Here is a 24,758-nt window from a genome sequence, read left to right as displayed (position 1 = left end):
CGGTAAATCGGATAAACTCGGAATAATTCCTGTGTGCAGCTAAATACAGGGCATAATAGGCGAAAAGACATACGGTTTCAAAAGGATTTTGTCGAGTGGCGAAGAATCGAAATATTGTCCGATTTTGATTGATATTTCGAAAAGAATATCAGTTTCTTGACACTCCCTTCGACCATGTTAGCATCACGCTGAGAATCGAAGACATTGCACCAAATTGGCCTAAAACGCTTAGATAAACGCCTCTTTATTAAGGGGTGCCGATACGCAGCAGTTATTTACACGCCGGTTTCGCAGGGCAGCGAGGAGAAACGCTTGAAATTACGACCCCAAATCAATCCGACCGCAGCAGTGGCATCCGGGGAGTCTCGGTTTCAAAGCAATGCCCGAGGCAGCGGCGCCCGCTCAAGCCTGGTCGCCTGGATGGTGCCGGCGCTCCTTGGTCTATCCGTCGGTGTGGGGTGTGCGCATCAACCCACGAATCAGGCCAAAGACGCTGTCAGCGTCCAGCAGCAAGAGATGCTGCAGCGCTTTGAGGAGATGGAGCGCACCAACGGGCGGCTGAGCGTGCGCATCGAAGAATTAGAAGACCAGCTTTTCTTGCTGCAAGACATGACCGAGTCGAACCGCATTGCTTTGCGCCGCCACGGTTATATGCAGCGCGGCACGTATCTGACCCAGAATAACCCGCGTCCCAATGAGTACGACCGGGCGAGGGCGCCCGGGCCGACGCCGGAGTCTTACTCGGGCTCGTCGAACCCCTACAATACGCAGGTCGATGACGGCTATGAGGCGCGCGAAGCTCAGCGCGCCAACCGAAATATTCGGCGTATTGAACTGCCCTCGAATAACCCGGCGCCAGCCCAACACCAGCCGCAGCAACCCGTGGCGGTTGCGCCCGCAGCGAGCAAGGACGAAGGCGTCGAGGTTGTAATCACCGATGAGCAATTCCGTGATTTTGTCGGCGACGATGGCCGGCGTGCGGCGCCTGCATCAGGCAGCGCGTCAAACGCCGCGCCGCGCAAGGGCCGCGCTCAAGCGCCGGTGACCGACGAGAAGTTGGGCGTGAGCGACAAATCCTCGTCCAGCGCGCCGGCGAAGACCGCCAAGTCTTCGGCCAGCTCGGCGAAGAAGTCTGGCAAGAACTCGCTGGCTATCTATAAGGCGGCGCTGGCCGACTATCGCGGCGGAAACTACGCCCAGGCGCTGGCTGGCTTCGAGGAATTCCTCGCCTCCGATCCGAACCCCAATTATATCGATAATGGGTTGTATTGGATTGGCGAGTGCCACTATGGGCTCGGCGATTATCAGCAGGCCACGGCTTCCTTTCAGCGGGTATTGAGCGAGCAGCCCGATGGCAATAAAGTGCCCGACGCTATCTTGAAGATGTCGTTGGCTTATGAGCGTATGAATAACCTCGCGCAAACCCGCGAATTGCTTGAAAAATTGACCGACCGCTATCCGACGACCAATGCCGGGCGTCTCGGCGCGCAGAAACTTGCGGAGTTGCCTGAACGGCCGCTTCAAAACTAAAACGCAGTGTTTTTGACGCTTTAAACCTCCCAAATCGGCTTCATCCAGGATTTTGTATATGTGGAACTCAGATCGCAATCCATCTCGTTTGACCCGGGTCGCGGCCGCTGCGGCAGCCGCGCTGAGCCTTATGGCGGTCGGTACATCGGCCGAGGCGCAGACCTATTTGTCTGGCCAAAAAGCGGGCGGAAGCGACTATCATGTGGTCAATGATGGGGACACACTCTGGGACCTGTCCGGCACCTTTTATGGGGACACCTATGAGTGGCCGCGCATGTGGAGTTATAACGCACATATCACCAACCCGCATTGGATTTACCCGGGCGATATCGTCTATTTGCGCGCCGCGACCGGCGAGCAACCGGGGGCGACTCAGTCGGCCGGCCAGGCACTCGCCGCGGCTCCGTCCGGCGGGCTTTATATGCCGGTGGGGGGTTATATTTTGAACGAAGAGGCCCCCTATGTGGGCCGCATTCGCGCGTCCCGCAAGGGTGCGGCGATGCTCTCCGAGTTCGACACCGCCTGGGTTGGTTTTGGCGAGGAATCCTATAGCGAAGAAGAGAAAGAGAAGCTCAGCGAGGAGGAGCGCCGCCGGATTCAGGCGGGTGAGTCCGTCCAGGTTGGCGACCGTTTCTCCATCGTGCGTCAGGGCGAGACGATCAAGAATGATGACGGCGAGGCCATTGGGTATAAATACCTGGTGCTCGGCGTGGCTCAGGTCACCAAGGTCTCCGAGGAGCACTATGACGAGATCGACATCGTGCAGTCCTGGCAGGAGATCTACCGCGGCGATATGCTGATTCCGTATGAGCGCCAGCTCAAGGTCGTCAAGCAGACCACCGCGTCGACCGACGGGGTCGCCAAGGTCGTCGACACCATGCGTCCGGGGAGCATCTTCGGTGAGCAAAATTACGTATTTATCAATAAGGGCGCCGCGGACGGCGTGCGCAGCGGGAATCGTTTCTTCGCCTATCAGCGCTTTGAAGGGCTGCACCTGGACGAGGTTGATGACGCGGTCGACGAGAAGATTCCGTGGTCACGCGTTGGCCAGATGATGGTCATCGATGTGCGCGAGAATTATTCGACCGCGCTTATCATCGACTCGAGTCGCGAAATCGCGGTGGGCGACCGACTTGAGATGTATAACGGACACTAACGAGCGCGCTCGATAGGTTCTATGAACGAAGAAGCCTCGGCCAGTCGGCCGGGGCTTTTTTTGATCGCATCAAGGCAAGCAATTTTATTGATTACAGCGTTTGAAAGAAGAAAGGCGTTGAGGAAGTCGAATCTAGGTGAATCAGCCCAGAAATAGGGCTATTTCGAGTTTCGTGGCTATGAGTTTACATAATATACATTATCGGACGCGAAGGGTCTGAAATCATATAAACGAAAATCGCCCCGAATCCGCCCGCTTCTGGCGGGTTTTAGATATCGAGGCGACCTTCGGGTCGAACAAATCGAGCGAGACGGCGTCTATTTCGCGCGAAACTTTTCCATCAGCTTTGCGAAGAAGCCTTTGTTATTACCGCGCTCCTTGCGCATCGAGATCAAACGCTGTTGGCGCTGGGCCTCGACGTTGCGCGGGTTATGTTGGAGCGCCGCGGTGAACAGATTGTTGGCCTTGGTCTGCTGGCCGAGGCCCAGGCAAACCACCCCCAAAAACGTCAGGATGGAATCGTTCTCGGGGTGTTTGGTCGAAATCGAGTTCAGGGTGTCATGAATCTCATTCGCGCGTTGAGTCTGCTGCGGGACGCCGGCGTCCGTCTTTGGGATCTGCAGATATTCGGTATAGAGAAAATGCGCCAAATATTCTTCTTCTTCGGGATGCAGCTCGACCGCGCGGCGAAATTGCTCGTGGGCGCCGTTATAGCTGCCGGTTTGCAGCATCGTCTTACCGCGGCGAAACGCGCCCTCGGCGTCGATGATATTGACGATATTCTGGTCGCCCGCCTGCTGGTTGAAGTCGTAATCGGAGCGTTTCTCGGGGTCTGAGAGCGTCTGGTGTGCGGCGTTGAGCGCGGCGAAGATCTCTTGAATCTTGCGCCTGGAGTCGGCGTCCAGGTCGACGCCGCCCCAGCGGTCGGCGTGCCATTCGCGGGCCTTGACCCGAAATTGCTGCACCACCGATGCCTTGTCCGCTGTGTCCGGGTTTAGTCCGAGCAACTTATAATAATCCTCGTTCTGGATGCGGGCATACATCGCGTCAATCTTCCGGCGAGCTTCGTCGATATTTCCAGCCATGATTCCTCAGATTCTAAAAGCGGTCATAAACCCGGTCGCGTTCCCGGAGAAAAGGCGTCCGCGGCGCGAATTTCGGCGTATTCAATCGATGTCACGATAGTATGCGACATACTTGGCCGCAAGGAGTTTAAGGCGCCCCCATGAGATATTTTGTATCAGCGCGATCTCTTGATCAATGCAAAAACCCCGGATGTCTCAGGGACACCCGGGGTTTTGCGTTGTAGTAGCTACGGAGGGATTTGAACCCCCGACCTAGCGGATATGAGCCGCTCGCTCTAACCATCTGAGCTACGTAGCCGAATTGTGCCGCGTGCCCTTTTCTTGGGGGGCGTTGCGTGCGGAACGACTAGATAGACGAGGCCAGTCGGGTCGTCAAGTAGTATTTATTTATTTGGCCAATTCCTTTCCAAAATCTGCGAAAATTGGCCAGAAATCGCAAAATCGGCTCAGAAATAATCGGCAATCCCCAAAAACGCCGGGTTTGGGTTGATCGCGGCGATCGTTTCGATCGCGCCGGGCTCTCCGCGGATCAAGCCGAAGCGCTGGGCGGCCGATACAGTGAGCGAGCCGCTCAGGAGTTGGGCGAGCGCGCGGACGTCGAGCTCGACCTGGGCGGGGGCGTCGACGCGGGTCGCGTGGGTTTTGCCGCCCCGGGTTTCGACCTGAAATACGGCGTCGTTCCAGGGGCAAAAATTATCCGAGATGCCGACCCGAAGGTCGACCGGCGCCCTGCTCTCCCAGCCGCTTAGCGCCGCGGCGGCGTCGACGATGCGCGCGTGCAGCGGATGTGGATGGGCGACGGCAAAATTCGACCACTCCATGATCAGCGGGTCGTCGGCGGGCAGTTGCAGGCGTACTGAGTCGACCTGGCCGGCGAAATTGTTGATAAATCCGAAGATATCCTCGCGCCCCTGGGGGCTCTCGAAGGCGTAATCGGTCACCGATAATTTGGTGGATGGGCCAGAATCCTCAAAGATAACAACAAGATAAGCGGATTCGGTGGCGAAGATAAATGGCGAGCCAGCGGCCGGCTCCCAGGGCGTCCCCTTGAGGGTGTATTGCCAGTCCTGGCGCACGCGCTCATCGCGGGTGAGCGTGAAATTATAGCGCGACGCCCAGCTTTTATGGATGCGCTTAAGCCTTGCCATCTCGGCGGCGTCCAGGGCATCGAAGCGCTCGACTTCGTCGGGGCGGTTGAAGCGGGCAAAGCGCGCGATGGGCACCTCGAAGAAGAGCCCGTTCGACACGGTCTCCCAGCCGTATTTGTGGTAGTAGCGGGTGTCGAAGGGGTATTCGAGGGACCAGCCGACGCCGTCGGCCTGGAGCATCTCGAGGCCGTGATAGAGCAGCGCGCGCACGTTGCCCTGGTTGCGGGCGGTCACGGCGGACACCACGCTGGCGAGCGCCCCGATGGTCTGCGGCTCGCCGCCGATATAGGCGCCAAACGGGTACCAGCAGGCCGAACTCAGCAGCTCATCGCCGCGAAAGCGCCCGTAGCGATACGGGAGCATCGCCTCGTGTTGGGCCTGGGCCTCGGGGCTGGTGCGGCTGATATTGTCCAAAAATGCGATCTCGCGGATGCGATATAGCGCGTCCAGGTCCTCGACCTTCAATTTTCGAATGCTGAAGTCATCGCTCATTTTTATTTCCCCGGGGTGCCCATTGAGTGATCTAATGTTGGGAGCGGCATACGATTTCGTTCTCAGTATTGGCAAAGCACACGCCGATCTTCCCTGGCGCATAGCGGCATTGCACGCCGGCCTCGACGCAGGTGTCGACCGGCCCGCCCGTGGACTCGCTGATCTCGGGGCAGCCCGCCAGCAGCAGCGCCGCCGTGGCGCTCACAAAGAGAGAGTTCGTCAATATTCGCAATCTTCGCATCGGTTTATCCCAGCCAATTGCGCGGTGATTTAAGCACTTCGACCAGCGCGGCTTCGTCGCCGCCCTCTTCCATCTTGGGGTCGTATTCCCAGCGCGCCGTCAGCGGCAGGCTCATCAGGATGCTCTCGGTGCGCCCGCCGGTGCGCAGGCCGAATTTGGTGCCGCGGTCTTCGACCAGGTTGAACTCGACATAGCGGCCGCGGCGCATCTGCTGCCAGCGCTTTTGGGCCTCGGTATACGCCAGGTCTTTTCGGCGCTCCACGATCGGCAGATAGGCGGGCAAAAAGGCGTTCGCGCAGCCCGACACGAAGCCGAAGAGCTCCTCGATGCTGCCGGGTCCGTGCAGGTTATCGAAGAAAATGCCGCCCACGCCGCGCCCTTCTTTTCGGTGCGGAATATAAAAATACTCGTCGCACCATTTTTTATAGCGCGGATAAAACGTCGGGTCGTAGGCGTCGCAGGCGTCTTTGTGGACCTGGTGAAAATGCCGGGCGTCTTCTTCGAAGAGATAGGCCGGCGTGAGGTCGGCGCCGCCGCCAAACCACCAGGTGCCGGGCTGGCGAGTTTTGCCCGGGGCGCATTTTCCGCGCTCGAAATAGCGATAATTTGCGTGAACCGTGGGGGCCATCGGGTTGTGCGGGTGAATGACCAGGCTGACGCCAGTGGCCCAGAACGACAGGTCCTCAATATGCGCGCCGCCCCCCATTTGCGCCGCTGCTTCGGGGCTTAACTCGCCCTCGACCACCGAGACGCCCACGCCGGCTTTCTCGAAGACATTGCCCTGCTGAAGCACCCGGGTTCGCCCACCGCCGCCGCCGTCGCGCTCCCACTGGTCGTCGGCAAACGCGCTGCCGTCGACCGCCGAGATCGCGTCGACGATATCCTGCTGGACCCCGAAGACGAGGTCGGTCATTTTCTGGCGAATATCGAAATTTTCTTCAGCCATTTTTATCCTTCCGGGTTGCGCGGGGCGGCTCAGAGTTCGCCGGCGCGGCTTAGTTTTCGCAACTCTTGTTGCACATCATAGATCTGGCGCTCGATGCGTTGGACATAGTCGCCGTATTCGGGGGCTCGGCCGGCGAAGAACGCGTGCCGATTCATATATAAGAGGTAGCCGGCCATGGCGCGGTCGCCGCGGCGCGCGGCGGCGTGGATGCGCTCGATGGTCTGGTCGACGTTGGCGCGCGAGTGCAGCATTAATTCGCGCGCGACGCCTTCGGCCTGGGCCATAAGTATCTGAGACGCCTCGGGAAACCGCATATCTTCCCAGGCGGTCTTTTGCCGAAGCCGCGCGATGCGCTCGGCCTCCAGGTCCCAGCGCTTCGGAATATCGTAGAGCATATCGAAGAAGCCGGGGCGCTTGGAGGCGTCTAAGGCGTAGAAGTCGTAGAATTTTTCCAACTCATCGTCCAGCCGGGATTTGGTGGCCCGCAGGTGGCGAAAGGACCACCACTTCTGGACGGTGTCGCGGAAGCGCCCGTCGAAGATATTCTTGAGCATTTCCTGCGGGTTATGGCGCGTGGCGGCGTCGACGTCGATGTCGACCTGGGCGCTGGAGTCGCGAAGCGTCGGCAGGTTGGGCTCCACGGTGTCCAAAAATAACGTGCGCTCATTGCTCACAAGGGTGGCGTCTCGCCCGACGGTGTCGACGGGCACCAAAGCAGTCTGCTGCTCTGGGGGCTGGACGGTCGATGAGGGGAGCTTCGCCGGGTTAATCGGCAATAGTTTTTGGCCGTGGCTGCCGAAGGTTGCGATCTTTCGCCGGTGCCCGGTCTCGCGGTGTTCCCGGTAGAATTCCTGAATCGACTCGAGGTTATCCTCCAAGAAATCCCCGTAGCTTCCGTGGGCTTCAATCAAATCTTCGAGCTGAAAATGTGCGGCCTTAAATTGGCCGGGGTCATCGAAGAGGAGCCCCTGGTGGGCCATGATTTCGAGGGCAAAATCGCTCACGCCGAGGTCCCAGAAGACGTCGAAGACCGACAGCGCCTTGGTGGTGTGCGCCCTCTTCTCGAGCAACGCGCCGCGCAGATCGCCCTGCTGGCGGCGGCGATTGGTGGCGATGACCGCGCTGGTCACCCCGCCGCTGCTGATGGCGAGTAGCGTGAGGATGATGATTAGAAGAGGATCCACAGTTGACTCAGTTCGGGGGAAACAGCAACATCGGCCAGGCAGCATCGCCGAGAGCGCGGGACTCCGTATTCTCAATATATCTCTATTTAACCCGGAGCGCTCGGGTTGGCCACGCGTCTCAGACAACGTCGGATCATGCGCAGAGATTCCACCTATTATCGCAGCCCAATCAGGCGAATCGCCGCAGTTTTGGCGAGCGTTTTGATATGCGCGTTGAGCCTGGTGGTTGCGGGCTGCGCGACCCTCGGGGCCTCCCCGGTTTGTCTGGCCGGCGCCAAGCTTGACGCGCGCGGAACGTGCCGCGCCCAGCAAGCGCCCCTGCACCATATCCCATTCAGAGAGGGTTTCAAAACCCGCATTATGCAGGGGTATCACGGCTATCTCAGCCATAAAGAAGACCTCGCGCATTCCCTGGATTTTCGCTGTGAGTTGGGCACCCCGGTGGTGGCGTCGAAGGCCGGTCGGGTGTGGGCGACGCGCGACGATTCTAATCGCGGCTGCGCCGATATGAGCTGTGTCGAGGACGCGAATTATGTCGTCCTGGACCACGGGGACGGCACCTATTCTGAATATTATCATCTGGCTCAATTCGGGGCGCTGGTGGAGCTTGGCGAGAATGTGTGCGCCGGCGAGGTGATCGGGCTGTGCGGGAGCACCGGGTTTGCGACCGGTGAACACCTGCATTACGCCCTGACCAATACTACGCGCCAGACCCTGCCGACCCGGTTTTATGAGGCCGCCGAGAAGCAGGATATCGGCCTGGCCGTTCCCGAAACCGAGTACGTCTCGGCCAACGAACTACAGACCCAATGCGCCCCGACGCCCTACTCTCAGCTTTCGCGCGCCGCGTTTGCTCACCAGGGCATTACGCTGGAGAAGCCGCTGCCGCTGGTGATTGAAGATCGCCCAGCGGATAAGGACGATGACGGCTTTCATCTGCAGGGCGTCTACCACGGTGACCACCCCAACGTGGCGGTGCACCGCAAGGCCATCGACGGCGATGATTGGACCGACGAGTGCGTCCCGGTCGACGCGAACGGGCGATTTTCGGCGCGCATCAAATGGCCCAAACACCGCTTTGAGCCCGGGGGCTACTGGTTCATGCTCACCGGCGCCGACGAGGATTGCCTGGCGCCCGGGTGGGCCTGGTCCTATCGGGTCAATATTCTGGAGGCGGCGCGCTGACGCTGCGTATCCCCTGCTGACTGAACGACCTTTCAGGGTTAAGGTGACGCGCGGGTGTTCTGGAACCCTTTCTTGAGGGGTCGATGGCGCGCGGAGGGTTCTAGAACACTTACGAGAGCATCTGATGAGCGTTTCAAGTGTTCTGGAACCCCTGTCGCGGCGTTCGACCCCGCGGCGAAGGGTTCGGGAGCGCTTGTGGCGAGGGTCGGGTTGAGCGCGAGGGGTTCTGGCGGGGCGATTCGGTGGGGTGACCCCTGCTGGGCGTTGCTACAGGGCTGTATGGGGGCGTGTCGACGAGGCGATTTGCCCGGCTAAGGCAGGGAATGATGCGCCATTCGACGATGTTCCCCGACCGTGATTTGGCCGCCGTGCGGCGCTGTGCTATGCATTCGAAGATACGGCGCACCACGATTATGGACGACAATTTTTGGTTCGTTGTTTAAGTGTTTGGTTAACTTTCCTCCCAAAGCAGTGTCCCAACTTATCGATGCGGAGACTTTTATGAGAACGATGCAATCGCGCGCCACGAAGGCGCTTCATTTTGGGCGCCGGCGCGCCTCACAAAAGGCGGTGGTCTGGGCGATGACCGTCCTCCTGGCGGCCTGCGCCACCCTGGTCGGGGCCTCGACGGCGTCGGCCCAAGACACGGCGGACCTGATTCAGACCCGCACGTTGGAGAACGGACTGGATGTCATCGTCATCTCGGACCCTTCTCTGCCGATTATCACCATCGAGATCGCGGTCAAGAACGGCGCGTTTACCGAGACGCCCGAGCTCAACGGCCTAAGCCATCTCTACGAGCATATGTTCTTTAAGGCCAACGCGGTGATCCCCAACCAGAAGGCCTATATGGACCGGCTGCGCGAGCTGGGCATCGTGTTTAACGGCACGACGAGCACCGAGCGGGTGAATTATTTCTTCACGCTTCCGGCCGCCAATCTCAAGCCGGGCATGGAGTTTATGTACAACGCCATCACGACCACGAAGTTCGACCCCGATGAGTTCGAGCGCGAGAAGCAGGTGGTCATCGGCGAGGTCGATCGCAACGAGTCGAGCCCGTATTATTGGTTTGGCCAGGCCGTGAACGCCGCGCTCTGGGGCGATCTGCACAGCCGCAAGGACTCGCTGGGCGACCGTGAATCGGTCACCAACGCGACCGTCCAGCAGATGCAGACGATGAAGGACCGCTATTATGTGCCGAATAACTCGGTCCTGCTTATCGCCGGCGATATCGGCGCCGACAAGGCGTTTGACATGGCCGAGTCGGTCTTTAGCGGCTGGGAGCGCGGCGAGGACCCGTTCGCCAAATGGCCGGTCCCCGCGCAGGCGCCGCTTCAGGGCAATAGCTACCTGGTGGTCGAGCGCGATATCAAAGTGCCCTACCTGCAATTTAGCTGGCACGGACCCAGCGTGACCGAGGACCCGGTGGGCACCTACGCCGCCGACGTCCTCAGCTTTATCCTGAGCCAGCCGACCAGCGGCTTCCAGAAGCGACTGGTCGAGACCGGCCTGACCCTGGGCGCCGGCATCAGCTATTATACCCAGGCGCATACCGGCCCGATTAACCTGGCCGCGCAGGTCCCGGCCGAGAATATCGATGAGGCGCTTCGCGCGATGATCCTTGAGGTCAATAAATTGGCCAACCCCGAGTATTTTAGCGACGCGCAGCTTCAGAACGCCAAGACGATTCTGGCCGTCCAGGACACCTACGGGCGCGAGAAGATCAGCAGCTTCGCCCACACGGTGAGTTTCTGGTGGGCGACCGCCGGGCTGGATTATTACCTCAACTATGTCGAGAACCTGAACGCCGTAACCCGCGAGGATATCGCGGCTTATGTGAGCAGATATATCATCGACAAACCCTATGTGATGGGCGTGCTGCTCTCGCCCGAGCAAAAGAAGGAGCTCGGGCTTAGCGACGCAGCGCTGGCCGAAAAGGTTGAGAAAATCCAAAAAGAAATCACCGAAGAGATGAACGCCGACGAGGGATCCAATGAATAAAATGAATCGATTCAACGCCATGATGCCCGCGGTGGGCATCCTCGGAATCTCGGCGGCTCTATTGGCGGGTTCGGCGTGCAGCAGCGCGCCGGCCAAGCCTGACTCCGAGGCGAGCGCCGGGCAGCTTGAAGGTGTCGAGAAGCTCGGCCAGGTCGACAATACGACCGCCTATAAGGTGGGCGAGCTGACGCTGATTCATAAGGCGACCCCGGCCAACGCGGTGGTCGCGGCGCGCGTCTATTTTAGCGGCGGCGCGGCCCACCTCACCGAGACCACCGCCGGCATCGAGCGCCTCGCGCTGAACACCGCGGTGAGCGGCGGCAGCGAGTCGCACCCCAAAGACGAGTTCAACGCGGCGGTCGACTCGATGGGCAGCAGCATCAGCACCTTTAGCGACCGGGACTATTCGGGCTACGCGATGCAGTCGACCGTCGAGCATTTCGCTCCGACCTGGGAGCTGATGCTTGAGTCGATCCTGGAGCCGCAACTCCCCGAGGCCGAGCTTAATCTGCAGCGTCAGCGCCACCTGGCCGACATCAAATCGCTCAAGGAAAACCCGGACCGCCTGGTGGGCTATATCGCCTCGGAGCTGCTGTTCAGCGACCATCCCTACGCGACCTTCCAGCTCGGGACCGTCGAGAATGTCGAGCGTTTTACCCGCGACGAGTTGGTAAATTATCAGAAATCCCTGCTGGACCCGGCCGAGATGACCGTGGTGGTCGTGGGCAACGTGCCGACCGCTGAGCTAATCGAGAAGATTCGGCCGCTCTCCGAAGTTAAACCGTCGGTTGAGCTTCTTGAGCAGGAATTGCACCCCTTTAAGCAGAGCACCGGCGAGGTTGAGGTCTCCGAGAAGACCATCCCGACCAATTATATCTTCGGCCTCTACCCTGCCCCGGCCCCCGGCGACGCGGACTATGAGGCGATGCTGGTCGCCACCAAATACCTGAGCGACCGCCTCTTTGAGGAAGTGCGCACCAAGCGAAACCTGACGTACGCGGTTTCGGCGGGGCTGTCGTCCAGGCGGGTCAACTACGGCGTGCTCTATGTCACCGCGGTCGACCCGAGCATGACCATGCCGGTCATCTTCGGCGAGATTCAAAAACTCAAAGACGGCGAGTTTAGCCCCAAGGATCTCGACGAGTCGCGCAATGTGTTCATCACGCGCCACTATATGAGCCTTGAGACCAACGGTAGCCAGGCCACGTTGCTGGCTGAGTCGCATATCGTCGCCGGCGATTGGACCCGCTTTGCCACCTCGATCGACCGCCTCAACGCGGTGACCCCCGAGGACGTGCAGCGCGTGGCGGAGAAGTATATGAAGGACTATCGCTTCGGCATCGTCGGCAGCGAAGAGGCCATTGATAAGGCGCTGTTTTTGAACGCGTCGGCCCCGCAGGCGCCTGAAGTCGAAGGTGCGGCGCCCGAGGATGGTCCCTGAAGTAATTGTTTAGGGAATGCGCCTTGAGTCGGCGTGCACCCATCGAGTACCAAGCCGCTTCGGGATCGACGTATCGTCCCGAAGCGGTTTGTTTATTGTTTAACCCCACTATTTTTAGCGAAACCTCCTATGAATCCTCGCGTTCTTTTCCTCGCCGACCAATTTTCGAATGCCCCCCGAACCGCGGGCGCTAGCCATCCTGGCGGCGCGGAGTTGACCGATGACGCCGCGATTGAGGCGTGCCCCTGGCCGGTCGAGATTGCGAAGGCCGCCGACTTCGACCCGGCACGCCTGGATGATTTCGATGTCCATGTGATCGGCAATTTCGAGCGTGCTCCCAGCCGATTAATTCGCGCCCTGGCGGCGCGTGGACGTCACGTAATGTTCGAGCATGACTTGAGGGTTTGCCAGTGGAACGGCAATTTTCCCATCGCCTGGGAGAAGATTCACCGCCAGACCCAGCGGTGCATCTGCCCGCACCCCGGGTTTTCGGCCCTCTATAAGACGGCGCTGGGCACGATTTTTTTGACCCACCGTCAATTGGCCGTCTACCAGAAGAACCCCTTCTTTGAGCTGGGTCCGCATCAGGTTTTGGGAAGCTCGTTGATGAATCAGGCGTTTTTTGAGCGCGTTGACGCGGTTCGCGCCCAGGCGGAGCAGACGCGCGACATCGACACGGCGGTCATCTATTCGCGCCATAAGATCAAAGGCGTTAAGGAGGCGATTGAGTATTGCGAGGCGCGCGGCGTCGAGCCCTTCGTCATCCGCGATATGACGCCGGAAGGGGTGTTGGATACCTTCTCGCGCACCCGACGTTTCGTGTATTTGCCGGCGGGTTTGGAGCCTGCGGGTCGCGTGTTGGTGGAGGCGCGTTTCCTCGGGGCGAGCGTGATTTCGAACCCGAACGCAGGTGTGGCTGGTGAGTCCTGGTGGAATCTGGACGACGCCGCGGCGCTTGAGGTCTTGCGCGACGCGCCGGCGCGTTTTTGGCGCTTTATCGAAGTCTGGCTTGAGCAGGATGAGGCGGGCGCGCGCGCGCCGCTAAAGTCGGTGCGGGTTCCGCCGCTGGCGCGCGCGATTGCCCCGGCCGCGAATGTGGTGTTGCGGGGCTGTGAGACCTTTATCCCGGCGAAGTTGGTGCGCGCTGCACATCAGAATAAGGTGAAACGCCGGGCGGCTGATGCCTCCGACGTCACCTTATCGGGGCGGCTCAAAGAGTCTTCAGCAGTGTCTCCAGACGATCATTGAGCCGGTCGATATTGAACTCCGCCTCAACCCGGGCGCGCCCTGCCCGGCCCATTTCTGGCCATGATTGCGGATTCTCGAGCATCTCGGTGAGTTTTTCGGCCATCCCCGAGATGTCTCGCTCGGGCACGAGCGCCCCGCTCACCCCATCCTCCACGAGCTCCGGAATCCCGCTGTGATAGGTGCTCAAGACCGGCAACCCGCGGGCCATCGCTTCCATCAAGACCATCGGGATTCCCTCGGTGTCACCGCTAAGCGCGGTGACGCTGGGGAGCCATAAAATATGGGTCTGGTCGAGCAATTCGGCGACCTCGGCGTGGGTGCGCCAGCCCAAAAAACGCACGTTTTCGCTCAGCCCAAGCTCTTCGACCAACGCCTCAATCTGGGGGCGAAGCGGTCCGTCTCCGACCAGATGATATTCAATATTGGGGTGCTGTTCGACGACGCGGGCGAGCGCGCGAATGGCGTAATAAAGGCCCTTCTTTTCGACGAAGCGGGCCACCGAGATCAGCCGGACGATGCCGTCCGCGTCGGGTGTGCGCGGGGAGAACTCGAATTTCGCGCAGTCGATGCCCATATGGTGGACTTTGGTGCGCTCGGCGGGGCTGCCAAGCTCGATAAGCCGGTTCTGCCAATGCTCGCTGATCGGCAGGAGCAACTCGCCGCGCTCGAAGAGGTCCTGGTAGATGTCGGTGCCCTTATCGCGCAGATAAACGGTGACATCCCAGGCGTGGAAGACAGTGACCAGCGGGCCCTCGAGCGCGCCCAGGTCTCGCAACATCTGCGTCTCACGCGCGACGTGGCCAAAATGGCTGATGACGGCGTCGAATCTACGCGGGCCGCCCAATGAGACAGCGCGCGCCCACAGCTCGGGCGATTGGGCGATGTCGACGCCCGCGCGGGCCAGGCGCCTGGTGACGGTGGCGGCCCAGGCCGCATTCTCAAGCCCCTTGCGGGCGAATTGGCCGAGCTGTTGGCCGGCGCCGCTGGCCGCTTCCACCCACCCGGCCTCGGGCGTCGACGCGAGCGTCGGCCAATAATGCGTCCTGCTCAAGAGGTCATAGCCGTCGACATCCTGATGCGTTTTACCGGGGACTTTGGGCGGCGACGCAAAGATCTCCACGTCGTGGCCGCGGTCGATGAGGCCGGTGATCTGGCTGAGAATAAAGGTCTCAGAGATCATGGGGAATCTGCCTAAGACAAACGCAATTCGCATGGGGGCACCAGTGTATCAGCGTCGGCCTGAGCGGACGACGGGAAGGTTTAATCTATTGATTTGGAGTTATCCCGCGCCGGTCGGGCGACCGGCGCGGGGGCGCATTATCTTGGGGGTGACGCCTCAATTCGAGGAGGCCTCACCGATCAGCGGGCCGGCGCTTCGGGCGGCGTCCGCCTCGCGAATCACCGACTCAAACAGCGCCTCTCGGGTTTCAGGCAGCGCGGCGACGAAGGCGTCGAGTTTGGCCGAGAAGGCCCCGGGGTTCATGGCGTTGATGTCGGCGACCCATTCGCCGTTGCCGAGATTCTCGAAGAGCTCCTGGGTTTTGAACTCGTAGGCAATCGGCAACACCGGGGTTCCCGCGATCAGCGACAGAATCGCCATATGCATGCGGGTTGCGATGATCAGATCTTGCTCCGCCAGCAGGTCGACCAACTCCTCGGGCGAGTGGAATTTCTCGTCGAGCGAGACGGCGTCGCGCACATCCGCGGGTAATTGGGCCATGATATCGGCGGCCACGGCCGCGTCATCGGTCCAATACTCCTCAATACCCTGGCAGGTCGACACGAAGGACACCGTCGCGCCGTAGTCGCGAACCAGGTGGCTAACCGCCTGGCCGACGCTCTCCTTATATTTGCGCATGCCTTCGTCATTATCGCCGGTGAAATGATGCCAGTAGCGCACCGAGACCACCACGCGCGCGCTTTGCTTCGGGAAGGTCCTCGCCATGGCTGCGCGCAGTCGGTCCTCGTCGGCCAGCGCGAACGCGCCGTCGGGGACCACGTGCAGGTGCGACGGCTTGACGCCGATATCGACCAGGTGCCCCCGCGAGCGCGCATCACGCAACAGGACCAGTCGGGCGTGATTGAAGATTTTTTGGAAAGCCTCGCGGTTCTTCTTCTTGGCGAATGGTCCGAGCGACTGGGTGAAGAACATCAGCGGCGCGTTGAACCCGAGACAGATATCGAAGTCGAAGAGGCGCCGATGCAGGTGATAATGCTCGACCAGATACGTCCCGCCGGTGCTCACGATGAGTTCGGCGTTTCGGTAGAGGTCGAGGTCTCGAAACTCTTCCACGGTCAGCATCGGCCGGGCCAGCGCGTCCAAACCCCTGGCCATCAATTTGGCGGCCGCGCGCACGCGCCCGGCGTTGACCGCCCCCAGGGGCTTGTTGAGGATATTTGGCGCCCAGGCTGCCCGGTCATAGAGCATTTTGCGGAATTCAAGGTCCGGATAATAGCGGGACGCAACCTCGGGGTGTGAGTCAAAAACCACGATACGCGTGTCTTGTCCGAACTCTTTGCGCAGCAGCCCGACCAGCGCTTTTAAGATGGCGGCGTCGCCACCATTGAGGGCCACGGTATTGCTAATTACGATCGTCATCGAGTTACTCCATCCCTGAGGCTAAACCGGTCGCAGAATAATCTTTCTTTGACCCTTCGGCTGTGATATTTTTTTGCTTCCAAATCCGAACTCTCATACCAACTGCTTTCTCGCGACTTTATTCATGATCCAGAAATTAAAGTCTGTCGTTCAACAAAGGTCGCTGTCTCGTTCGGTGCGTCGCACCATCAAGTCGGCGCGAAAACGCAACCTTACCTATCTGTCCGAGGCAAAATTGACCAGCCTCGCGACCCTATGCCGTGTGCACGAGGAGAAGAATATCCCCGGGGTCATTATCGAGGCCGGTTGCGCCCTCGGGGGCTCCTCGATCGTGTTGACCGAGGCCAAGCAGATTGAGCGAAAGCTGCGGGTCTATGACGTGTTCGGTATGATCCCACCGCCCTCTCAAAAAGACGGCGAGGACGTGCATAAACGCTATGAGACCATCGAGTCCGGGCAATCCCGGGGCATCGGCGGCGACACCTATTATGGCTATGTCGAGGACCTGTACCAACAGGTCCAGAGTTCATTTGAGTCCCTCGGTTATCCGCCGGGTGCCAACAATGTTCAGCTCATCAAGGGGCTCGTGCAAGACACGCTGGAGGTCCCCGGTCCGGTCTGCCTGGCCCATATCGACGTGGATTGGTACGAGCCGGTGATGACATGTTTGAGGCGCATCGAGCCGATGCTTTCGCCCGGCGGAAGCATCGTCTTGGACGACTATCAAGATTGGTCGGGCTGCCGTCGGGCCACCGACGAATATTTCGCAGATAGGCGGGACGGCGGATACACTTTTGACCAGTCCAGCGGTGCGATAGTCATCACGAAAGCGATGGTGAATTAAGCTGCTGGGTCATCGCCGGCTGACTTCTTTTTGCGCAGCATGGTCACAACATTCTTGAGGTCACGCAGCGCAAGGCGCCCCGACGGAAGCGCGGCCAGCGTCGCCACCGACACCGCCACGGTGATGAGCGTCGCCACGAGCAGGCCGACGCCGATCACCTCGAATTCCCATTGGGTGCGCAGATACCAGAGCGCGGCGCCGCTGGTGATGGCGCTGAGCGCAAAAGGCGTCGCCGAGCGGTAGATATCGAGCGCCTTTACCGGCCCTTCCTTGCAAACCCACCAGATAACAATGGGCGTGCGTATAAGCAGCCCGCTGATCGAATAGACCAGCGCCACGCCGTATGCCCCCCAGGGCAAACCGGCGACGAACGCGATCATGGACAGGACCGACCCGACGATCCCCCAGCGCATCATATGCCCGGTGCGATTCTGCGAGATAAATAGCCAGCCGGTGGTGTTGCCGATGGGCTGGGTGAACATGCCGATGCCCAGCGCCCGAAAAATATCCGCCGCCGGCAGCCAATTCTCACCGAGCACCAGCAGGACAATCCAGTCGGCCGTTGCGATCATCAGCGCGCCCAGGGGCATCGTGATCATCAGCAGCTTATCGAGGATGCGCAGGTAACTGCGTCGATAGCGCTCCGGTTGCCCGACCAGTCGGCTCAGCATCGGAATGGCGACCGAGGCGACGGGTTGGTTGATCTGGCGAAGCGGTAGCATCAGGATATCGTAGGCTTTTTGATAGAGGCCCAGCGACGTGGCGCCCCAGACCTTGCCGATCAGGATATCGTCCAGGTTACGCGAGAAATGGTTGATCAGGCTAAACCCGGTGAGGTTTCCGCCAAATTTGAGCAACTCGCCGATCGGCGTGTCCCGCCGCGGCAAGGACGGGCGCCAGCGGCACGCGACCCATGCGCCGATGGTGCCGACCACGGCCATCACGAGCTGCTGCACCAGCAGCGCCCAATAGCTTAACCCCTGCCAGGCCGCCCAGATCGCCAGGCCAACGCTCATAGCCACCGCGATAAAATCGACAATCGCCAGCGCCATAAAGCGCATCTGGCGCTTGAGCAGCGCCTTATGCTGAATCCCCAGCCCGCTTAATAGAAATCCACTGGCCAGCGCCAGGGTAATCGGCAGCAGCCGTGAGTCGTCGTAGAACCAGACGACCAATGGCGCCAGAGCCACGGTGATGGCCGTGAGACCGGTGCTGATTCCGGCGTTAATCCAGAAGAGCTTGCTCACCTGTGCGTGGGTAATATCCTCGCGCTGCACCGTGGCCATCGACAGACCTAAGTCCTTGAACATATCAAGGAATCCGGTGATGACGATGACCATGCCGAAGAGGCCGAAGTCCTCGGGCAGCAGGAGTCGGGCGAGCACAAGCGTCGCGCTGATATTGAGCAGAGAGATCGCGACCTGGGCGACGGCGGTCAGCACGCCGCCCTGCACGGTCCGCCTCTCCAGCCCCTTTTGCAGGTGCGCGGTGTCGAGATGTTTTTGTTGCTTTTCGTGGGACATCGCGGGCGCAAGCGAATGGAGGGGGGAACCCGGAGCGCCCCGAGGGGCGCTGATAAGTCATCGCTATGTAGCAAACCTCGGGCGCAAAAGATACGCGCCGATTCTAGAATGCAGCGCGCCGCCGTCGGGTCAGGCGCCGAGCTTTTTGCCTAGGAATTTCGCCAGATCATCGGCCCCCGCCTCAAGCGGCATCCGAATCGCGATGGGCCCCTGGGCGGCAAACCCCTGGCGCGCGATATTGAAGCAGGTTTGATAGAAATCGTCGGGGCGCGGCAGGATGGGATAAAAGCTCGCGCAATGCAGCGCGGTGGCGTCTTCGACGCAGGCGTTGAGTTCGCGCTGGAGCAGCACGGCGGTCTGGCGCGCGACGTTCGGGATGCTTATCGAATGCTGCTCGAATTTAGCGGTGTTCGCGCGTTCGACGAAGAATAGGTCTGTGAGTTTGGTGGGGACGCCGAGCTGCGCGCCGGCGCCGGCGCTCCTGCGGCTTACGCTCGGGTGCAAGATGGCGTTTCGGTTGATGAGTCCGAGCTCGTCGCTCAGGAATCGCCAACCGTCTTTGCCCAGGGCTTCGAGCAACGAGTTCGACGCCGCGTTGTCGGCGAACCCGACCAATGCGACCGCGCGCCCGTCCCTCTCAAAGGTGCTCGCGCGCAAATACGACGCGTTATTTTCCAGGTGAATAAATTGCGTCAGCGGGTCGAAGATGTCGTAGAGGAAATTCGCGGCGAGGACCTCGTCGCGTGATCGCGCGCCAGCCGCCGCCGCGCCGTGACCGGCTCGCGCGCCGAACTCCACCTCGCTGGCGCCAACTTGAATGGCGACATCCCAACCCGGCTTTTCGGCTCTCACCTGAAAGGTCAGACCGCCTTGCGTTGTCTCATAGACGCTCTCCCCTACCTTTACGGGCGCAGACCAGAGATAGGTGCCCATGGGGGGCAGATCGTCGACAAATCGAAAGCGAATATGCGCCGCGCGAACCGTGGCCGCGGCCTCGACGCCGAAGAAATGCGCGCGCAGCGAGTCGACCAGCGCGCCGCTGCCCTCAATCGAAAAATGGATATGTGCAAGCGAATAAATCGTCATTATTGCTCCACCTGGTTCGGGAAAAGATTATTCGGCGCTCGCCTGGGTGGGCTCCATCACCACGGTCTTCTCAGCCCGCTCGCAGGCGGCGCCGCATTCCTCGCCGTTGGGATATTGCGGCGCGAACTCGACGGCGAGGCCGCCGATATAGGCAAGTTCACCGTTGTCAGTGGCGCGGATATTCAAAGCGATTTCGCTGACGCTATTGATGCGCACGAATAGGTCGTTTTGCCGGCAGAGATAGTCGGTGGTTGGCAACTGCGCACCCTCGCCGCACTCGACCGAGTAGACCTCACCGTCGGCCGTAATGGTGCCCTTAAATGCGTTGATTGGCTCGCCGTTGGCGTCCTCAAACTCCAGCACCACCCCACTCTCGCACCCGATAAGCGTGCAGTTATCCGAGTCCCCGCACCCGGGCAGGATGAGGAGGCCGAGCAACAGAATCAGCGCCGTGAGGCCGAATCGTGTCGAATATTGCATATCTTAGACTCACTCTCGGCGAGTTATTTTCAATTCGCCTTAGAATACCGTCGCTTGCGTTGTGTTGGTTGTGTTGCGAGCGCAGGCCACGTAGAATAGAAGCATATCACATGTGCATGAATAGCAGTGTTTGCGGGAGTATTCAAAAGGGTTGAGCTTAATAAAGCCCGGGTTCTAATCGGGTGCGAATTGATATCCTGAGTGCGCGCTGATACGCTGCGAGTGAGTGTATGTAATGTTAGCTTTAGGCGCCGTTGCCTGCTCCTAATAGCCGAAACCCACGAGAGTTTTCGAGCGTGAACAACGCCCAACAACAACGCGATACCCTCGCCCCGGGAAGCATCTTTGAGCGAAAATACCGCATCGTGCGCGAGATCGGGCGCGGCGGTTTTGGCATGGTCTATCTGGCCCATCAGGAAAAGATGGGGCGAGATGTTGCCATCAAGGTTTTGCGCTCGGGGGCGACCCAGATGCACGAGAGCGCCAAAGAGCGTTTTCTGCGCGAGGTGAAGATCATCAGTCGCCTGCGCCACCCCAATACGGTGACCATCCACGATTTCGGCGAGACTCATGACGGCCTTGTCTATATGGTGCTCGAGTTTATCGAGGGCAAGACGGTCAAGGAGATCCTTCGCAAGGAAGGCGCCCAGGACCCAAGGCGCGCGTTGGCGATCGCCGCGCAGATCGCGCGGTCGCTGGCCGAAGCGCATCGCCACGGCGTGATACACAGGGACCTAAAGCCGGCCAATATTATGGTCGGCAATTTGGAGACCGAGACCGACTTTGTGAAGGTGCTGGATTTTGGCATCGCGCGTCTTGCGCGCACCGACCAGCGAGACCTGACGAGCGTCGGGCTGCCCGAAGGTGAGCGTGAGCTCATCGGCACGCCGCGCTATATGAGCCCCGAGCAGGTGCGCGGCGAAGACCTGACCCCCGCCAGCGACGTCTATAGCGTGGGGCTTATCCTCTATGAATTGCTCGTCGGTCAGCCGGCGGTGACCGGCGATACGAGTCTGGCGTTGATCAGTCAGCAGATCACGCCTGAGCCTCTGGCGCTCAAGGGGATTCGTTCGATGCCCCAGCCGCTCGCCGCGCTGCTGCGCCGGGCGACCGCGAAGCGTTTGCCCCAGCGGTTTCCGGACGCGGAGACATTTGGCGACGCGCTTGAGGACACCTTAATGCAGATGGGCGGCGCCCTGGTCGGCTCGGCTTCGGCGCGCCAGACGGGGCGGTTTGCGGCGATTGGCGCCCCTCACACGCCGCGCTCGAATGTTCAAAGCGGAGGCTATCCAAGCGCTCCGGGCTTCGGAGCCGCATCGCCTCGAAACCCGCGGCACAATTCTCAGCAGACGCCGGCCGCCGACCCATTTTTGGAGCAGGCCACCAATCCGGTTCAGCGCACGTTTGGCCAGCAGCAGCAACCCGCACAGCAGCCGCGGCAGCAGCAGCATTTTGGCCTCACTCCCGGGATTTCGACCCATCAGGGCGCGCCGGGCAACGTCACCGATAACGCGGCGCTGCCGTTTACCAATCAGGTTTACGATTTTGCCGAGGGCCAGCCCGGACTGGACCCCGCCCTGCCGCCGCCGCCCTCCGACACGAATCTATTTTCAGCGCCTGACCCTGCCGCGGTGCCAGAGGCTGATGAGGACCCGAGATTGAGACCGCAAAAAGAGCAGACCAGCAGTTTAGAATTTGCCTTTCAATTCCTGCGCCTGACGGTCTTTGGCCTGACCGCGCTGATCGGGTTGTATCTGTCCTTTATTCTGGTCGCGCCGCTCTTTGGCCACTTCTTGAGCGGTACGTTCAAGCTCATCGCGACGGCCATCCTGGCGTCTGCGATCCCGCTGCTGACGGCACTGGGTGAGAATAGCAAACGCGAACGATTCGATGTCATCGACAAGCCCTACGACCGAATCATTCGCGTCTTCGTGGGTACCGCCATCTTCTCTTTCGGCACCGGAATTCTGTGTTCGCTGGCGATGAGCGGCAGCGTCGTCAACGACCTGCGCAAGTTTCCGAACTGGTTCCTCAACGATGCCCAGCGGGTTTCAAAGGCAGGCCAACTCAACGAGAAGATTTCGCTTGGCGTCGCGCAGATCGTTGAGGAAGCGACCACCGCCATCGGCATCTATGAGGGCGTGTCGCATGACAATGAGCCGGTGGCGCCGAAGACGATGCGCCCAGCGCCGCCGCCCGCGCCAACCCGCCCCGCCACCCGCGCTCAGCAGCGCGCGGGTGATGAGAATAAGCAAAATGGCGCAACTCGAGCGCGCCCAGACCTTCCGGCGCCCACGCGCCCGGGTAACACCAAATCGAAGCCGGCCCCTGCGGCGCCCGCGCCCAAACGCAGCGACAACGGCAACTCGGACTATGTCGATTGGTGAGCCAGCCAACCTTCGCAAGCCCGTCCATCAGCGGGTCTGGCGAAGTTGGTCCTGGAGTTTTTTGCGCACTTCTTCTTTGTCGACCGGCTGCTTTGCGTTCGCGCCGGTCGCCGCGCTCTCCCCGGCCTGCGAGTCTTCCTTCTGCGATACGGGGGCGTCCGCCGTCGCCGGCCGTATGCCCGCCTGAATATTATCTTCCATGCGCCGGATCGATGCGGCTCGCCTGAGGGATTCGATAAACGCTCTTTGGGAGTGCTCGAGAGCAATATCACGCTCCCCGATGCCATATTTTTCGACAACCAACTGACGTAATTGGTAGTTTTTGGCGAGTTGCTGGCGAAATTCGGCTTCGGTGATGCCGACGTCGGCGAGATAGAACGCGTAGACGTCTTCGCTAGGAAGTTTGGCCTTGAATGCGCGCAATTCGGCGTCCACGACGCTCGGCGTGACCTCCACACCCGAATTGGCCACCGCTTGGTCGGCCAGGGCTCGATCGATCAGGCGCTCCAGGGTCTCAACCTTGAGCGACTGTACCGCTTCGTGCGGCGCCTCTTTGCCGGCCAACGTCCGCGCGCGCAGTCGCATCTCCTGGTTAAACTCGGCCGCCGTGATGATCTTCCCGTTGACCTCGGCGACTGGCCCGACCGCCCTAAACGGCAGGTCGTCACTGGATATATGTTGGGGGCTCATATGCTCCTGGGGGGCTTGGGCAGGCGCAGCATCGTGTTTGGCGCTGGAGGGTCTATCCGGGCTCGACGCGGTGGCACAGCCGTGCGCGACAAGCTGCGCGCCGATGAGCGCGACGAAGAGCAGCGACGATTTCAGATGACGCATGAGACACTCCATTTTTTATAAATAGTCGAAACAAAGAAGCCGGCCACCAGGTTTGGTGGCCGGCTTCAGAGGCTGGGCGCTTAAAGAAACAGCGCCTCAGGCTGCTTATTTGCCGAGCGACGGCTCTTTAAGCTTAAGCTCACCGGCCTCGCCGCCGGCGCCTTCTTTTTGCTGTTGCTGCTTCTTGATTTGCTCTTGGATCTGCTGCTGGAGCTGCTGCTGCGGGTCCATGCCCACCGGCGCGCCGCCTTCAGGAGCGGTCGCGTTGATCTTGATATTGTCTTCTTTCTTCTCGATCTTGGCGTCCTTTTTGAGGTCTTCCAGCAGCTTGGTCATGGCGTCCATGAATTTCTGGCGCTCAAGCTGGGCGATCAACATCTCTTTGGCTTCGTCGAAGCTGGTGGTGCCGGCTTCTTTTTTGTCGACAACCTGGATGATGTGGAAGCCGAAGTCGGAGCGCACCGGGTCCGAGATTTCGCCGGCCTTCATGGCGAATGCGGCTTCTGCGAATTCCGGGACCATGCGGGATTTCTCGAAATATCCCAGGTCGCCGCCGCGGCTGGCCGTGGGGCCTTCGGATTTTTCTTTGGCCAGGGCCTCAAAGTCGGCGCCGGGCTTTTTGGCCTCTGCGGCGATCGCGTCGGCGCGCTTTTTGGCGTCGGCGACCGTCGCTTCATCGGCGTCTTTTTTGACGTTGAGCAGGATATGACGGGCGTGAACCTGGGCGCCGTGCGAGTAGCGGTCCTTGTTCTTGTCATACATTTCCTTGGCTTCTTTCTCGGTGGCTTCGCCGCCGTACTCTTTTTTGAGGAGTTCGCGAAGCTGGCGGTCTTTGCCGATATTCTCGCGCATCTTGGCTTCGGTCAGGCCGCGCTGCTCGAGGAATTTCTCGTACTCCTCTTTATTGGGCAGGCGCTCTTTGAACTTCGCCATTTCAGCGTCGATCTCTTCGGTGCTGACCTCGACCTTGGCCTTCTCCAGGGCCGCGTCGATAAGCTTCATGTCGATCAGGCGGTCAAGCGTGTTGCTCTTGAGCATCTGCGCGATCTGCGGGGTCACCGCCTGGCCGGGCATCATGCTGGTGGTCAGCTTGATGGCCTCGTTGAAATCGTCGGCGGTCACTTCAGCGCCGTTGACGACGGCGACCGGGCCGGTGGCTTCCACAGGAAGCTGGTCGGCTTCGGCCTTCTCTTCGCCCTCTTTCTCGTCAGCCTTTGCTTCGGTGGCGTCGGTCTTGGCGGCTTCTGCGGCGCCCTTGTCTGCGGCGTCCTCTTTGGAGCAACCAACCGAGAGTCCCAATCCAGCAATCAGCGACAGCGTCAAAATAATTTTCTTACAACGGCTCATA

The 24,758-nt window shown here is 60.2% G+C and carries 20 protein-coding genes and 1 tRNA gene; 8 read left to right on the top strand and 13 right to left on the bottom strand.

All coding sequences use genetic code 11. From position 1 onward, the window contains the following. The first annotated feature begins 312 nt into the window (after positions 1-312). Together ybgF and DN745_RS08205 are read left to right on the top strand one after the other, a co-directional pair. Positions 313-1,530, top strand: coding sequence for a tol-pal system protein YbgF (ybgF, locus tag DN745_RS08210; protein WP_133621986.1), 1,218 nt, complete (start codon positions 313-315; stop codon positions 1,528-1,530). 58 nt (positions 1,531-1,588) lie between these two features. Further along, positions 1,589-2,686, top strand: coding sequence for a LysM peptidoglycan-binding domain-containing protein (locus DN745_RS08205; RefSeq protein WP_133621985.1), 1,098 nt, complete (start codon positions 1,589-1,591; stop codon positions 2,684-2,686). Positions 2,687-3,003: 317 nt separating this feature from the next. On the opposite strand, the gene DN745_RS08200 is transcribed toward DN745_RS08205, so the two are convergent. The 6 genes from DN745_RS08200 to DN745_RS08180 form a co-directional block, all read right to left on the bottom strand. Continuing rightward, positions 3,004-3,771 carry a J domain-containing protein gene (locus DN745_RS08200; RefSeq protein ID WP_111333730.1) on the bottom strand — a complete coding sequence of 256 codons (768 nt, stop codon included), beginning with the start codon at positions 3,769-3,771 and terminating at the stop codon, positions 3,004-3,006. A 224-nt stretch (positions 3,772-3,995) separates the two neighbouring features. Next, positions 3,996-4,069: transfer RNA gene (locus tag DN745_RS08195), tRNA-Met, on the bottom strand. Positions 4,070-4,217: 148 nt separating this feature from the next. Next, positions 4,218-5,411 (bottom strand): GNAT family N-acetyltransferase, encoded by a 1,194-nt coding sequence (locus DN745_RS08190; RefSeq protein ID WP_162687544.1) that lies wholly within the window; start codon positions 5,409-5,411, stop codon positions 4,218-4,220. 31 nt (positions 5,412-5,442) lie between these two features. Next, positions 5,443-5,634 (bottom strand): hypothetical protein, encoded by a 192-nt coding sequence (locus DN745_RS19290; RefSeq protein WP_133621984.1) that lies wholly within the window; start codon positions 5,632-5,634, stop codon positions 5,443-5,445. A gap of 22 nt (positions 5,635-5,656) precedes the next feature. Next, positions 5,657-6,598, bottom strand: a complete 942-nt coding sequence (gene hemF, locus DN745_RS08185) for an oxygen-dependent coproporphyrinogen oxidase (protein ID WP_111333726.1) — start codon at positions 6,596-6,598, stop codon at positions 5,657-5,659. A 29-nt stretch (positions 6,599-6,627) separates the two neighbouring features. Then, entirely contained in the window at positions 6,628-7,782 is a 1,155-nt protein-coding gene (locus tag DN745_RS08180) for a hypothetical protein (RefSeq protein WP_111333724.1), read from the bottom strand. A gap of 222 nt (positions 7,783-8,004) precedes the next feature. Here DN745_RS08180 and DN745_RS08175 point away from each other — a divergent pair, with 222 nt between their 5' ends. The 4 genes from DN745_RS08175 to DN745_RS08160 all read left to right on the top strand — a co-directional run bounded on the left by DN745_RS08175 (position 8,005) and on the right by DN745_RS08160 (position 13,657). Next, on the top strand, positions 8,005-8,967 hold the full coding sequence (locus DN745_RS08175; protein ID WP_239497590.1) for a M23 family metallopeptidase: 963 nt from the start codon (positions 8,005-8,007) through the stop codon (positions 8,965-8,967). Between the two features lie 501 nt (positions 8,968-9,468). Beyond that, positions 9,469-10,968, top strand: a complete 1,500-nt coding sequence (locus DN745_RS08170) for a M16 family metallopeptidase (RefSeq protein WP_111333720.1) — start codon at positions 9,469-9,471, stop codon at positions 10,966-10,968. Continuing rightward, positions 10,961-12,409, top strand: coding sequence for a M16 family metallopeptidase (locus DN745_RS08165; protein WP_111333718.1), 1,449 nt, complete (start codon positions 10,961-10,963; stop codon positions 12,407-12,409). The genes DN745_RS08170 and DN745_RS08165 overlap by 8 nt, the downstream gene beginning before the upstream one ends. Positions 12,410-12,538: 129 nt before the next feature. Then, a complete protein-coding gene (locus DN745_RS08160) occupies positions 12,539-13,657 on the top strand; it encodes a hypothetical protein (RefSeq protein ID WP_111333716.1) in 1,119 nt (372 codons plus the stop codon). Here DN745_RS08160 and DN745_RS08155 read toward each other — a convergent pair. After that, positions 13,620-14,837, bottom strand: coding sequence for a glycosyltransferase (locus DN745_RS08155; protein ID WP_162687542.1), 1,218 nt, complete (start codon positions 14,835-14,837; stop codon positions 13,620-13,622). The genes DN745_RS08160 and DN745_RS08155 overlap by 38 nt on opposite strands. Positions 14,838-14,993: 156 nt before the next feature. After that, positions 14,994-16,256 carry a polysaccharide pyruvyl transferase family protein gene (locus tag DN745_RS08150; RefSeq protein WP_111333712.1) on the bottom strand — a complete coding sequence of 421 codons (1,263 nt, stop codon included), beginning with the start codon at positions 16,254-16,256 and terminating at the stop codon, positions 14,994-14,996. 124 nt (positions 16,257-16,380) lie between these two features. On the opposite strand from DN745_RS08150, the gene DN745_RS08145 reads away from it, so the two are divergent. Next, positions 16,381-17,100: a TylF/MycF/NovP-related O-methyltransferase gene (locus DN745_RS08145; RefSeq protein ID WP_111333710.1), complete on the top strand. Its 720-nt coding sequence runs from the start codon at positions 16,381-16,383 to the stop codon at positions 17,098-17,100. Here DN745_RS08145 and DN745_RS08140 read toward each other — a convergent pair. The 3 genes from DN745_RS08140 to DN745_RS08130 all read right to left on the bottom strand — a co-directional run bounded on the left by DN745_RS08140 (position 17,097) and on the right by DN745_RS08130 (position 20,189). Next, positions 17,097-18,623: a lipopolysaccharide biosynthesis protein gene (locus tag DN745_RS08140; RefSeq protein ID WP_111333708.1), complete on the bottom strand. Its 1,527-nt coding sequence runs from the start codon at positions 18,621-18,623 to the stop codon at positions 17,097-17,099. The genes DN745_RS08145 and DN745_RS08140 overlap by 4 nt on opposite strands. 129 nt (positions 18,624-18,752) lie before the next feature. Continuing rightward, positions 18,753-19,709, bottom strand: a complete 957-nt coding sequence (locus DN745_RS08135; protein ID WP_111333706.1) for a hypothetical protein — start codon at positions 19,707-19,709, stop codon at positions 18,753-18,755. Positions 19,710-19,736: 27 nt separating this feature from the next. Beyond that, positions 19,737-20,189, bottom strand: coding sequence for a hypothetical protein (locus DN745_RS08130; RefSeq protein WP_111333704.1), 453 nt, complete (start codon positions 20,187-20,189; stop codon positions 19,737-19,739). A 296-nt stretch (positions 20,190-20,485) separates the two neighbouring features. Between DN745_RS08130 and DN745_RS08125 the strand changes: the two genes are divergently transcribed. Further along, the gene (locus DN745_RS08125) at positions 20,486-22,576 is read left to right on the top strand and encodes a serine/threonine protein kinase (RefSeq protein ID WP_111333702.1); all 2,091 of its coding nucleotides are present in this window, start codon (positions 20,486-20,488) and stop codon (positions 22,574-22,576) included. A gap of 27 nt (positions 22,577-22,603) precedes the next feature. Here DN745_RS08125 and DN745_RS08120 read toward each other — a convergent pair whose 3' ends face one another. Both DN745_RS08120 and DN745_RS08115 read right to left on the bottom strand, forming a co-directional pair. Further along, positions 22,604-23,410 carry a SurA N-terminal domain-containing protein gene (locus tag DN745_RS08120; RefSeq protein WP_162687541.1) on the bottom strand — a complete coding sequence of 269 codons (807 nt, stop codon included), beginning with the start codon at positions 23,408-23,410 and terminating at the stop codon, positions 22,604-22,606. A 105-nt stretch (positions 23,411-23,515) separates the two neighbouring features. Continuing rightward, a complete protein-coding gene (locus DN745_RS08115) occupies positions 23,516-24,757 on the bottom strand; it encodes a peptidylprolyl isomerase (protein ID WP_111333698.1) in 1,242 nt (413 codons plus the stop codon). Position 24,758 lies beyond the last annotated feature (1 nt).

Source organism: Bradymonas sediminis (assembly GCF_003258315.1).
GTDB lineage: Bacteria > Myxococcota_A > Bradymonadia > Bradymonadales > Bradymonadaceae > Bradymonas > Bradymonas sediminis.
The sequence above is the reverse complement of the archived record's forward strand: the minus strand, read 5'-3'. Positions and strand labels throughout refer to the sequence as shown.

Bases quoted from the DNA above. Each gene is read 5' to 3' on its own strand.
- DN745_RS08120 (WP_162687541.1), bottom strand. From the start codon at position 23,410: ATGCGTCATCTGAAATCGTCGCTGCTCTTCGTCGCGCTCATCGGCGCG.
- DN745_RS08205 (WP_133621985.1), top strand. From the start codon at position 1,589: ATGTGGAACTCAGATCGCAATCCATCTCGTTTGACCCGGGTCGCGGCC.
- DN745_RS08145 (WP_111333710.1), top strand. From the start codon at position 16,381: ATGATCCAGAAATTAAAGTCTGTCGTTCAACAAAGGTCGCTGTCTCGT.
- hemF (WP_111333726.1), bottom strand. From the start codon at position 6,598: ATGGCTGAAGAAAATTTCGATATTCGCCAGAAAATGACCGACCTCGTC.
- DN745_RS08130 (WP_111333704.1), bottom strand. From the start codon at position 20,189: ATGCAATATTCGACACGATTCGGCCTCACGGCGCTGATTCTGTTGCTC.
- DN745_RS08165 (WP_111333718.1), top strand. From the start codon at position 10,961: ATGAATAAAATGAATCGATTCAACGCCATGATGCCCGCGGTGGGCATC.
- DN745_RS08170 (WP_111333720.1), top strand. From the start codon at position 9,469: ATGAGAACGATGCAATCGCGCGCCACGAAGGCGCTTCATTTTGGGCGC.
- DN745_RS08200 (WP_111333730.1), bottom strand. From the start codon at position 3,771: ATGGCTGGAAATATCGACGAAGCTCGCCGGAAGATTGACGCGATGTAT.
- DN745_RS08135 (WP_111333706.1), bottom strand. From the start codon at position 19,709: ATGACGATTTATTCGCTTGCACATATCCATTTTTCGATTGAGGGCAGC.
- DN745_RS08140 (WP_111333708.1), bottom strand. From the start codon at position 18,623: ATGTCCCACGAAAAGCAACAAAAACATCTCGACACCGCGCACCTGCAA.
- DN745_RS08190 (WP_162687544.1), bottom strand. From the start codon at position 5,411: ATGAGCGATGACTTCAGCATTCGAAAATTGAAGGTCGAGGACCTGGAC.
- DN745_RS08150 (WP_111333712.1), bottom strand. From the start codon at position 16,256: ATGACGATCGTAATTAGCAATACCGTGGCCCTCAATGGTGGCGACGCC.
- DN745_RS08115 (WP_111333698.1), bottom strand. From the start codon at position 24,757: ATGAGCCGTTGTAAGAAAATTATTTTGACGCTGTCGCTGATTGCTGGA.
- DN745_RS08160 (WP_111333716.1), top strand. From the start codon at position 12,539: ATGAATCCTCGCGTTCTTTTCCTCGCCGACCAATTTTCGAATGCCCCC.
- DN745_RS08155 (WP_162687542.1), bottom strand. From the start codon at position 14,837: ATGATCTCTGAGACCTTTATTCTCAGCCAGATCACCGGCCTCATCGAC.